The following is an 11440-nucleotide window of genomic DNA, read 5'->3' on the forward strand; positions in this document are numbered from 1 at the left end:
GTGTGGGGCCCCGTCCGACGGACGGGACGGAGGGGGCGGGCAGCCGCCATGGCGGGCTCCCGCCGGTCCCGTATGCGTGGGTGTGCCACGCGGTGGTTACGCTCACCCCCATGTTCCAGATGTCGCAGGGCGAGCCGATCGCCCCGGAGAGCGTGCTGGTCTACCGGCTCCGCGTAGTCCATCCGGCCGAACCGGCGGAACACCTGGCGGAGCTCTCGGGGCTGTCGACGGAACAGATCACCTCCGCACAGGACGACCTCACCGCGATCGGACTGCTCAGACGCTCCCGCACCGGCAACTGGGTCGCGGTCGCGCCCGACAGCGCGGCCGACCAGCTGCTCACCCGCGCGGAGCTGGACATCGCCCGGCAGAACGTGTCGATGGCCGCGACCCGCGCCCAGCTCTACGCACTCGCCGACTGCTACCTGGAAGCCCGCAGCATGCGGTCAGAGACACGGGCGGTGGAGCACGTCGCCGGCCTGGACTCCATTCGCGCGCTCATCGACGAACTCGCCCGCACCTCCACCCGTTCCCTGCGCGCCCTGGTCACCGAGGGGCCGCACACCGAGGAGGCGGCCCGCTCGGCGCTGCCCCTGGACCGGCTGCTGCTGGACCGCGGTGTCGCCGTCCAGTACCTGTGCACCGACCGTCACCGGGAGCTGCCGCAGTTCCGGGAGTACGTGACGACGCTCGCCGAGCTGGGCGGTGAGGTGAACACGGTCGCCGACGTACCGGCCCGGATGCTGATCTACGACGACGCCAGCGCGCTGATGCCCGCCGACCCGGAGGAGTCGGCACGCGGAGCGATCCTGGTGCGTGAACCGGCGATCCTGCGGTTCCTGACGGGGCTCTTCGACCACCTGTGGGAACGCTCGACGCCGTTGCTGGCCAATGAGTCGGCGCACATCCGCCCGCCGGACCCCACCGAGCTCCGGGTGCTGCGCGGCATCGCCGCGGGAAAGACCAACCAGGCGCTCTCGCGTGAGCTGGGCGTCTCCCCACGGACGGTGACCCGGATCGTCGCCGGGCTGATGGACCGCCTCGGCACGGACAGCAGGTTCCGGGCAGGGGTGCGCGCCGTCCAGCTCGGGTGGCTCAGCTGACGCCGGCCTGACCACCTGGCTCCGGCGCGCGGCCACCGGCGGAACGCGCGGGGAAAGGGATGCGGGAAAGGGGACGGGAAAGGGGCGGGGTGTGCCGTCCGGCGCGGGCGGCGGACGGTGACTCCACTCACCGTCCCCCGCCCCGGAACGGCCGCCGTTCGGCTGGGCTACACGCGGCGACGTTCCCACCCGCGGGGACCGCGCCTGACTGCGGTCCGATCCCACGAGTGCCGGGGGCACACCCCTCGGCCGGGCCGCCCGACGCCTCCGGGCGGCTCGACATCGGCCAGGCGGATGGGGGACAACCGCCTCGCCGGTCCGGGAAAGAACTACTCGGGTCACGCCTCCCGGCGGGGTGCTCGTGACCTTCCCTCACTCCGAGGGCCTGTGAACGGATGACGGAGCCTCGCGAGCCCCCCTCGAGCCACGAGTGCGTCACCCGCACACAGAGCGACTGTAGGCGCCCCACAGGGCACGGACAACGGAATTGAGGTGACAGGTTGTAGTCATGGCGCGTGCGCGCCAACAGACCTCCGTGCGGCGTGCGCACAGCGCCGGCCCGCCGAACCGCCACACGGCGGGCCCCGCCCTCGCCGAGGGCCGGACACCGCCCGCGCCGGGCGGCGCGGTCAGCCGGCGGCCGTCACCCGAGAGCCTCCAGCAGTGCCGCGGCGACCGGGCCCGCGTGCGAGCCGCCGGAACCGCCGTCCTCCAGCAGCACGGCGAACGCGAGGTCGTTCTCCTCCTGGTAGCCGATCAGCCAGGCGTTGGTGGTGAGTTCGCCGTCCTCGTCCGCGATCTCGGCGGTGCCGGTCTTGGCGTGCGGCGTGCCGGGAGCGTTGGCCAGCGCGCTCGCCGTTCCTTCGGTGACGGCGTCCCGCATCATCGTGCGCAGCTGCTCGACGGTGGTCTCGCTGAGCGCACCCGAGGGGCGGTGGGGCTCTTCGACGGCGTCCGGCACCAGCACCGGCTGGCGGAACTCCCCGGCGGCGACCGTCGCCGCGACCGATGCCATCGCCAGCGGGCTGGCCTGCACCCGCGCCTGCCCGATGAGGGAGGCGGCCATGTCGGTGTCGCCGGAGGGGTCGGGAACACTGCCGGAGTAGGCGGTGATGCCGGTGTCCCACTCGCCGCCGAGGCCGAACGCCTCCGCGGCGGCGGTCAGCTGGCCACCGGAGAGCGCGTCCCGGTTCTCGATGAAGGTGGTGTTGCAGGAACGGATGAACGCCTCGTGCAGCGTGGTCGACGGGCCGAGTTCGAACTCGTTCTGGTTGTGGAACTGCCGGCCGTCGACGGTGGCGTACTTGGGGCAGCCCAGGACGTCACCGGAAGCGGTGCCGTTCTCCAGCAGCGCCGCGGTGGTGACCACCTTGAAGCCGGACCCGGGGGCGTACTGGCCCTCGGCGGAGCGGGCGAAGCCGGCCGGCTGGTCCGCCAGGGCCAGGATCTCGCCGGTCGAGGGCCGCACCACGGCGATCGAGCCGTCCTGGTCCTGCCCCTTCAGCGCCTCCTCCGCGGCGCGCTGGACATCGATGTCGATCGTGGTGAGCACGGCCTCTCCCGGGCCGCCGCCCTCCCCCTCGACGAGGGTCTCCACCGCGGCCCCGGACTCGCGGTCCGCGATCACGACGGCGGTCTGCGGGGTGCCGGCGAGCTGTTCCTGGTAGCGGGCCTGCAGGCCCGAACCGCCCTCGCCGGAGTCGGCGTCCACCCCGCCGACGACGGAGCGGGCGTAGTGCGCCAGCGGCCTGCTGTCCTCCTCGAACTGCAGACCGGGCACGGCGTTGAGCTCGTCGCGGTGCTCCTCGTAGTCGGAGTCCCGCAGGGTGACCACCGGGACGGCCTGGTCCGGTTCGGCCTCGTCGACCCGTTCGGCCAGGGCGTCGATGTCGATCCCGACGTCCAGCGCGTCGACCGCCTCGTACGCCGCGTCGGCGTCCTCCAGCTGCGCGGGCCAGACGGTGATGTTCCAGACGCGCCCGACCGCTGCCAGTTCGTCGCCGTCGGCGGCCAGTATGGCGCCGCGCTCCGGCTGCCGTTCGCTGCGCGCCAGGGTCTGTCCCTCCGCCAGTTCCGGGTGGATCGCGGACGGTTCGAAGACGACCTGCCAGCCGTCGTCGCCGCCGGGCGTGAGGCGCAGGGTGGCCTCGTAGCTCCACTCCGGGAGACCTGCGCCGAGATCGTAGGTGGCGGTGTAGGTCACCTCGCGGTCGTCACCGTCGCCTGTGGCGCGGGACTCACCCACGACCTCGAACACCCGCGCCTCCGGCGCGAGGTTGCGGTTGACGGAGGCGAGCAGCGAGGCGGCCGCCTCCGGGTCGTCCGTCATCGCCGCCGCCGGGTTGTCGTCGCCCTCCTCGACGGCCTCCACGGGCCAGGAGGCCAGGAACGCGTCGGCCCGCTCCCGGGCCTCGTCCCCGGAGCCGCCCCGCGTGAGCCAGAAGACCAGCCCGCCGATCAGGCCCAGCGCCGCCATGGCGCCGGCCACCAGCAGGATCTGATTTCTCCGCACCCGTACCTCCCCAGGTCACCGGCGGGTGGGCCGGTGGTCGATACCCCTCGCGCGGCGCTCCGCCCGGGCCGCCCCTTCGGCCGTGCCGCTGCCGCGCACTCCGGGTGACCGGCTCCCCGATCACCACCAACGCAGCGTACACACCCACTCGGACAATCACGACGGAACAGCCCCGTCCCGCCGACACGGCCGGGCGTAGCACGCCACGCGCCGTGTGCGCCGCCTTGGGCGAGCGGGCACCTCCCGGCACACTCGGCCGGGACACACCGGCGCACCGACGCACCGACGCACCGACGCACCGACGCACCGACGCACCGACAAGAGGAGAACCGCGTGCCCACGACCCCGCTGACCGGCGACGAGCTGGACCAGGCCCTCACGACACTGCCCGGCTGGAGCGTGCGGGACGGCGACCTGACCGCCTCCTTCAAGGCCGACCGCCCGACCGTCCCCGCGCTCTACGCCGCCGTCGCCGCCGCCGAGGACGAGGCCGGCCACCACGCGACCGTCACCGTCCTCTACAACACCATCGGCTTCGCGCTGAACACCCACGACGCGGGTGGCGCGATCACCGCGAAGGACACCGCCCTGGCCGCCCGGCTCTCCCAGCTGGCCGCCGCCCACGGCGCCGACCCGGCCGGCTGAGCGCACCGGCCGCACCGCCTGCGGCGCCGGCCCGCCCTGGACAGCGAAAAGCCCCCGGCCGGCGACTTCCGTCGCCGGCCGGGGGCTTTACTCAGTTACTCAGTGGAGATGGCGGGAATCGAACCCGCGTCCATCGGTGCGGAGACAGGGCTTCTCCGAGCGCAGTCCGCTGCGCTTTTCTTGGCCCCGGAGGTCACGCGGACAAGCCTCCGACAGGCCCAGTCACTGTGAGATGTCCCAGGCAGCTCCCGTGACCGGAGCTGGTGGTGAGTTCCCTAGCTGATGCCAGGACCCGGGGCGGGAACATCCCCGGACTGACACCTTACCGGTCGCTACTTAGGCAGCGAGGGTGAAGGAATCGCGCTTGTTATCGGCGATTATTTTTTTGCGACATATGGTTAACGAGATCATTGCCGCTTCCTCGGCTCGCTTCCCCTGCATCGACAGCCGATGTCGAAACCGATCATCCCCATGTTGAGTTGACAAACAGCTCGGGCGGCCGACCCTGCCGGGCCGTCCACGTCGTGCTGTGCGCTGTTCCCCATAGTAGGGGACCGAGCCGTCACGGGCGAACCCATTTACCGCCCGAGTCCGCGCACCGCCCCCGGGACCGCCGTCAGCGCCGCTGGCGGCGCTTCGCGGAGGCGATCGCGCGGTCCGTCTCACGCCGGTCCTGCTGCTCGCGCAGGGTCTGGCGCTTGTCGTACTCCTTCTTGCCCTTCGCCAGGGCGATCTCCACCTTGGCGCGGCCGTCCTTGAAGTACAGCGAGAGCGGTACGAGCGTGAGCCCGCTCTCCTGCATCTTGCCGACCAGCTTGTCGATCTCCGCCCGGTGCATCAGCAGCTTGCGTTTACGGCGCGCGCTGTGGTTGGTCCACGTCCCCTGGGCGTATTCGGGGATGTGGACGTGGTGCAGCCACGCCTCGCCGCCGTCGATCTGCGCGAAGCCGTCGACGAGGGAGGCGCGTCCCTGACGCAGCGACTTCACCTCGGTCCCGGTCAGGACGAGACCGCACTCGTAGGTGTCCAGGATGAGGTAGTCGTGCCGCGCCTTCTTGTGCTGCGCGATCAGTTTGCGACCCGGTTCTTTAGCTTTAGCCATGACCCGGCCATCCTACGGCGGACCGGGCCGGAGGGGCACCGGGTTTCGCGGGCCGCCACGCGCCCCGTCGCGCGCCGCCACCCGCGCGTGGTGCCGGGCGGTGGGCCTGGGTCCTGTCTGGCAGATGGCGCCGGCAAGGCCCGCGGTGTCTGGTGCGGTGGATCGCAAGGCGGAGCGTCGCAGCTCGTACCCGTCGTACTCGCGCGAGGCTCCAACGTGGCGAGATGCCGTGCCAGGCGCCCCGGGCCAGGCGGGATTTGCCAGACAGGGCCTAGGCGCCGGCCGCCAGCCCCCGCAGCACCGAGCGCGCCGTGACCTCGGCCTGCTCCCCCGGGGCCGGGACCAGGTCCGGCGCGATGCCCCGGCCGTCCTCGATCGTCGTCCCGGACGGCGTGACGTAGGTGCCGACGGTCAGCTCCGCGACCGAGCCGTCCGGCTGCTCGCTGGGCATCTGCACCGTCCCCTTGCCGAAGGTCGGCCGCCCGACGACCACCGCGCGGTTCCGGTCCCGGAGCGCGCCGGCCAGCAGCTCGGCCGAGCTCATGGTGCCGCCGTCGACCAGCACCACCAGGCCGCGTTCGGTGTCCCCGCCGGGCCGGGCGTGCAGCACCCGCTGGCTGCCGTGCACGTCGTAGGTGGCGACCACGCCGCCGTCGAGGAAGACCGAGGCGACGCCGGCGGCCTCCGCGATGAGCCCGCCGGCGTTGCCGCGCAGGTCGAGCACGACGCCGTCGCCGGGCGGGGCGTTCTCCACCGCGGCCCGGACCAGGTCGGCGGAGCCCTGGACGAAGGCGGCGACCCGCACCTCGGTGACGCCGGGGGCGCTGCGGTGCGCGGTGACCGGGTCCACGGTCAGCAGCTCGCGGGTGAGCTCCTGCTCCAGGCGCTCACCGCCGCGCTCCACGGCGACCCGCACCGTGCTGCCGGGGCCCGAGGGAGCCGAGCCGTCGCTGCCCCGGAGCGCGCCGACCACCTCGGTGACCGGGCGGCCGTCGGCTTCTGAGCCGTCCACGCTGTGCAGCCGGTCGCCGGCCCGGATCCCGGCGGCGTCCGCCGGGCTGCCGCGGTGCACCCGGCTGACCTCGATCCGGCCGTCGTCGGTGCCGCGCACCGCGATGCCCGTTCCCACGTACTCGCCCTCCAGCGACAGACGCAGGGCCTCGTACTCCTCGGCGCTGTACGCGGAGGACCACTGGTCGCCGCTGCGGCTGACCAGCTGCGCGGCGTCCTGGGACGCCCGGGGGCCCGCGGGGTCGCGGGGCTCCTCCCAGGAACCGGAGACCGCGCCGGCGGTCAGCACGCCGACGCAGGCACCTGCCAGGGCGGCCCGGCGCAGGGCCGGGCGGGGACGGAGGCGATCGGGCCGCGACATGCTGCGGAGTGTAGGACAGCGCATGGGGCGCGGAACCGTGACGGAGCCCCGGAGTTAGGGGAATCACATCAGCGAGCCCGGCCCGCACGCGCCGCACGCCCCGGCGCAGTTGAGCGCTACGGGGCGTGCGGTAGGTGCGTGGGGGCGTGCGGTCCGCAGACTCCGCCGCCCGCGGCGCCGGGCGGACGGACGGCGGGAGCGGGCGTCAGACCTTGAGGTACTTCCGCAGCGCGAACAACGCCGCCACGGAGGGCATCAGCGCCCCCACCACCAGGATGAACGGAAGCACCGAGATCACCGCGTCCCAGCCGACGAAGTCGATCACCTGGATGCGGTCCTCCAGGAACCCGTCGATCAGGAAGAACTTGCCGCCCACCAGCAGCCCGCAGGCGAGCAGGGCGCCGATCAGGCCGGCGATGGCCGCCTCCAGGATGAACGGCATCTGGATGTAGAAGCTGGAGGCTCCGACCAGCCGCATGATGCCGGTCTCCCGCCTCCTGCTGAACGCCGAGACACGGACGGTGTTGACGATCAGCAGCAGCGCCACCAGCAGCATCAGGGTCATCAGCCCGAGCGCCGCGATGTTGACGCCGTTCAGCAGCTGGAACAGGTTCTCCAGCAGGGCGCGTTGGTCCTGCACCGAGTGCACGCCCTCGCGGCCCGCGTAGGCGGTCGAGATGACCTCGTACTTCTCCGGGTCGTGCAGCTTGACGCGGAACGACTCCTGCATCTGGTCCGGGGTGACGACCGCGGCCAGCGGGGAGTCCTTCTGCTGCTCCTGGTAGTGCTGGTAGGCCTCTTCGGCCGACTCGTGGAAGACCTCGTCGACGATCTCGTAGGCGTTGAGCTCCTCCTCGATCTCCGTCTTCTGCTCCTCGGTGACCGCGCCCTTGGGGCAGGCCACCGGATCGGTCTCCGCGTCCACCTTGTTGCAGAGGAAGACCGAGACCTGGACCTTGTCGTACCAGAAGTCCTTCATCGAGCTGACCTGCTCACGGGCGAGCAGTGAACCGCCGAGCAGCGACAGCGACAGCGCGACGGAGACAATGACCGCCAGGGTCATCGTGACGTTGCGACGGAGACCGACACCGATCTCCGACAGGACGAAGTGGGCGCGCATGGCGTCCTTTCCCTACTCGTTGCCGTGGATCAGTTCTGGTAGCCGTAGACGCCGCGACTCTGGTCACGCACCAGGCGGCCCTTCTCCAGCTCGATGACGCGCTTGCGCATCTGGTCCACGATCTGAGCGTCGTGAGTCGCCATCACCACGGTGGTTCCGGTGCGGTTGATCCGGTCCAGCAACCGCATGATGCCGACCGAGGTCTGGGGGTCCAGGTTGCCGGTCGGCTCGTCGGCGATGAGCAGCATCGGCCGGTTGACGAACGCGCGGGCGATGGCGACCCGCTGCTGTTCACCACCGGACAACTCGCCCGGCATACGGTCCTCCTTGCCGCCGAGGCCGACCAGGTCGAGCACCTCGGGGACGGTCTTGCGGATCTGGCCGCGCGACTTTCCGATGACCTCCAGGGCGAACGCCACGTTCTCGCCGACGGTCTTGTTGGGGAGCAGGCGGAAGTCCTGGAAGACGGTGCCCAGTTGCCGGCGCACCTGCGGGACCTTCCAGTTGGAGAGCCGGCCGAAGTCCTTGCCCAGCACGTGGACACTGCCCTCGCTGGCCCGCTCCTCCCGGAGGATGAGTCGCAGAAAGGTGGACTTGCCGGACCCCGAGGAGCCCACCAGGAAGACGAACTCGCCCCGGTTGATCTCCAGCGAGACGTCACGCAGCGCGGGAGCGTTCTGCCGGGGGTAGGTCTTGCTGACGCTGTCGAATCGGATCACGATTGCACCAAGCTGAGACTGGGTAGATGTGGGAGGGCCCCCGTTCGGTGACGCCCCCTTCGAGGGCCGACCATACGCGAATCGGGATGCCCTCCGCAGGCAGCGTCCGGAGCTGTCCCCATAGGTCCCCTTTGCCCCCGCGCGACGGCGCTCCCGGCCTTGACGCCGACGTCACACGACCGTGTATCCGCGCTTTACCCCGTGGGGTGGCAGAGTGGGGAGGGACGCCACGAGAGGAGCCGCCGCATGACTGCCGAATGGCTGGTGTGCGCGAACTGCGCGGGCCGCGTGAGTGAGGGCCGCTGCGCGGTCTGCCGCGCCCAGCTCGCCCGGCAGCGGGACCGGGAGCGGGGTCCCTGGGCGGCACTGACCGGCCCGGCCGGCCTGCTCGCCCTGCTGCTCGCCCTCGTCGCCCTCACCCTGATGACGGTCCGGCCCGCCTGACCGGCCAGGACGCCGAACGACGGGACGGGCCCGGAGCAGCGCGCTCCGGGCCCGTCCTGTGTGCTGGTGGTGCCTGTGCTGCGGCCGTCAGGCCGCGGCGCCACCCTTGCTGAGAGCCTTCGGCAGGTAGCGGAACGCCACACCGCCGGCGACCATGGTGGCCGCGCCGATCAGCAGCATCATCTCGCCACCGCCGGCACCGGTCTCGGCCAGCTCGCCGCCGTTGCCGGTGGCGACCTGGTCGACGGTCTCCTCTTCGGTCAGGTCCTCGTCGGCCTCGGGCGCCTCGATGCCCTCGGTCGCACCCGCGGACTGCGGTGCGCTGCTGGGCGGCGTGCTCGGGTCCGGGTCGGTCGGGTCCGGGTTGCTCGGGTCCGGGTCGGTCGGGTCCGGGTTGCTCGGGTCCGGCTCCGTCGGGTCCGGGTTGCTCGGGTCCGGCTCCGTCGGGTCGGGCTCGGTCGGGTCCGGGTTGCTCGGGTCCGGCTCCGTCGGGTCGGGCTCGGTCGGGTCCGGGTTGCTCGGGTCCGACGGGTCGGCCGGGTCCGAGGGGTCCGGCTCGGTCGGGTCCGAGGGGTCGGAGGGGTCGGTCGGGTCGGGCTCCTCCTCGCAGGTCTGCGTCGGGTCGTGCTCGCACGGAACGCCGCCGTCGGCCTGGGCGACGCCGGCTACGGCCAGCGATGCGCCGGCCGCGAAGATCGCACCCGCGGCAAGACGCGCCACGTTGGTACGCACCTTGGAACTCGCCATAAGTGTTCACTACCCCCAGTAGCTGATGTTGTGATGCGTGACTGGTCAACGAGGTGACCCGCGCACGGGTGGAACAGGATTCCGAGGTCCGGAACGCCGAGATCCGCTACGGATCGGCTCACTCCCCCCAGGTACCGCGCACTGCCTGCGCACAGGTACACCAGCGGACAGCCTCCCGTTTCCGCAGCACACCGTCAAGTCACAAAGAGACCAACTGTCAGTGGGAGGAAGGCAGCAGGAAACCCACGCACGGCACTCTCACCGTTCCGCCACAAACGAGCCGGTCGGCGGACGCGGTACGACAACGGGATGTGAGGGAGAACACCCCTCACATCCCGGTTCCGAACTGCCGGTTCCCCGGGCTTAGTTCTGCGCTTCCTGTTCCTGCTGCTTGCGCCAGCGGATTCCCGCCTCCAGGAAGTCGTCGATGTCGCCGTCGAGTACGGCCTGCGGGGTCCCCACCTCGAATTCGGTGCGGAGATCCTTGACCATCTGGTACGGCTGCAGCACATACGAACGCATCTGGCTGCCCCAGGACTTGCCGCCCTCGACCTTGAGCGCGTCCATCTTCGCCTGCTCCTCGGCCCGCCGGTGGGCGAGAAGGCGCGCCTGGAGCACCCGCATGGCGGCGGCGCGGTTCTGGAGCTGGGACTTCTCGTTCTGGCAGGAGACGACGATGCCGGTGGGCAGGTGCGTCATCCGGACCGCCGAGTCGGTGGTGTTGACCGACTGACCGCCGGGACCGGAGGAGCGGAAGACGTCGATCCGGATCTCGTTCTCCGGGATGTCGATGTGGTCGGTCTGCTCGACGACCGGCAGCACCTCCACCCCCGCGAAGGAGGTCTGACGGCGGCCCTGGTTGTCGAACGGCGAGATCCGCACCATGCGGTGCGTGCCCTGCTCGACGGAGAGGGTGCCGTAGGCGTAGGGGGCGCGCACGGAGAAGGTGGTGGACTTGATGCCGGCCTCCTCCGCGTAGGAGGTGTCGAGCACCTCGGTCGGGTAGCCGCGGCGTTCGGCCCAGCGCAGGTACATGCGCTGGAGCTGCTCGGCGAAGTCGGCGGCGTCCACGCCGCCGGCCTCGGCGCGGATGGAGACCATGGCCTCACGGGAGTCGTACTCACCGGAGAGCAGTGTCCGGACCTCCAGCTCGGCGACGGTCTTGCGGACCGACTCCAGCTCGTTGCGGGCCTCGGCGAGGGTGTCGGCGTCGTTCTCGCTCTCGGCGAGCTCGAAGAGGACGCCCAGGTCCTCGATCCGGCTCCGCAGCTCCTCGGTCTTGCGCACCTGCCCCTGCAGCACCGACAGCCGGCTCGTCACCTGCTGGGCGTTCTCCGGGTCGTTCCAGAGCGCCGGGGAGGCCGCCTGCTCCTCGAGCACGGCGATCTCCGCCCTCAGCTTGTCGAGGTCGAGGACGGCCTCGATCGACTCCAGGGTCGAGGAGAGGGACTTCAGCTCTTCGGAAACATCGACGACTGCCACAGCTCCAGCCTAACGGTTGCACGCGCCCGGCAGCCCCCCACGGGGGTGCCGGGCCCCGCCGGGCACACGGTGGACCGGCCCCGGGACCGGACCGGGAGGGGAGTCACACGCGGCCCGGACGCGCCCTCCACGCCGCCCGGACGCGACGGGGGCGTGGCCCTCTCAGGCCCCCGTCGCGTCCGGGCGGCGTGGAG

Annotated in this window: 10 protein-coding genes and 1 other RNA gene; 3 read left to right on the plus strand and 8 right to left on the minus strand. The window is 71.7% G+C overall.

Annotated features, from left to right (window positions below):
• Nucleotides 1–110 precede the first annotated feature (110 nt).
• Entirely contained in the window at nucleotides 111–1103 is a 993-nt protein-coding gene (locus tag E0D90_RS18035; protein WP_103502751.1) for a helix-turn-helix transcriptional regulator, read from the plus strand.
• Nucleotides 1104–1746: 643 nt separating this feature from the next.
• On the opposite strand, the gene E0D90_RS18040 is transcribed toward E0D90_RS18035, so the two are convergent.
• Entirely contained in the window at nucleotides 1747–3615 is a 1869-nt protein-coding gene (locus tag E0D90_RS18040; RefSeq protein ID WP_227870299.1) for a penicillin-binding transpeptidase domain-containing protein, read from the minus strand.
• 333 nt (nucleotides 3616–3948) lie between these two features.
• Here E0D90_RS18040 and E0D90_RS18045 point away from each other — a divergent pair, with 333 nt between their 5' ends.
• Nucleotides 3949–4260: a 4a-hydroxytetrahydrobiopterin dehydratase gene (locus E0D90_RS18045; RefSeq protein ID WP_103502752.1), complete on the plus strand. Its 312-nt coding sequence runs from the start codon at nucleotides 3949–3951 to the stop codon at nucleotides 4258–4260.
• Between the two features lie 100 nt (nucleotides 4261–4360).
• On the opposite strand, the gene ssrA is transcribed toward E0D90_RS18045, so the two are convergent.
• From ssrA to ftsE, 5 genes are all read right to left on the minus strand, one after another.
• Nucleotides 4361–4731: a transfer-messenger RNA gene (ssrA, locus tag E0D90_RS18050) on the minus strand.
• A gap of 145 nt (nucleotides 4732–4876) precedes the next feature.
• The gene (smpB, locus tag E0D90_RS18055) at nucleotides 4877–5362 is read right to left on the minus strand and encodes an SsrA-binding protein SmpB (RefSeq protein ID WP_103502753.1); all 486 of its coding nucleotides are present in this window, start codon (nucleotides 5360–5362) and stop codon (nucleotides 4877–4879) included.
• A gap of 271 nt (nucleotides 5363–5633) precedes the next feature.
• Nucleotides 5634–6734, minus strand: a complete 1101-nt coding sequence (locus E0D90_RS18060; RefSeq protein WP_130799256.1) for a S41 family peptidase — start codon at nucleotides 6732–6734, stop codon at nucleotides 5634–5636.
• A 205-nt stretch (nucleotides 6735–6939) separates the two neighbouring features.
• Nucleotides 6940–7854, minus strand: coding sequence for a permease-like cell division protein FtsX (gene ftsX / locus E0D90_RS18065; protein ID WP_103502755.1), 915 nt, complete (start codon nucleotides 7852–7854; stop codon nucleotides 6940–6942).
• A gap of 29 nt (nucleotides 7855–7883) precedes the next feature.
• Entirely contained in the window at nucleotides 7884–8573 is a 690-nt protein-coding gene (gene ftsE, locus E0D90_RS18070) for a cell division ATP-binding protein FtsE (RefSeq protein ID WP_103502756.1), read from the minus strand.
• A 246-nt stretch (nucleotides 8574–8819) separates the two neighbouring features.
• Between ftsE and E0D90_RS18075 the strand changes: the two genes are divergently transcribed.
• Nucleotides 8820–9017, plus strand: coding sequence for a hypothetical protein (locus E0D90_RS18075; protein WP_103502757.1), 198 nt, complete (start codon nucleotides 8820–8822; stop codon nucleotides 9015–9017).
• Nucleotides 9018–9104: 87 nt separating this feature from the next.
• On the opposite strand, the gene E0D90_RS18080 is transcribed toward E0D90_RS18075, so the two are convergent.
• Both E0D90_RS18080 and prfB read right to left on the minus strand, forming a co-directional pair.
• Nucleotides 9105–9764, minus strand: coding sequence for a hypothetical protein (locus E0D90_RS18080; protein ID WP_130799257.1), 660 nt, complete (start codon nucleotides 9762–9764; stop codon nucleotides 9105–9107).
• Nucleotides 9765–10127: 363 nt separating this feature from the next.
• A complete protein-coding gene (prfB, locus tag E0D90_RS18085) occupies nucleotides 10128–11246 on the minus strand; it encodes a peptide chain release factor 2 (RefSeq protein ID WP_103502759.1) in 1119 nt (372 codons plus the stop codon).
• Between the last annotated feature and the right edge of the window lie 194 nt (nucleotides 11247–11440).

This window comes from Streptomyces otsuchiensis, assembly GCF_004305975.1.
Taxonomy (GTDB): domain Bacteria; phylum Actinomycetota; class Actinomycetes; order Streptomycetales; family Streptomycetaceae; genus Streptomyces; species Streptomyces otsuchiensis.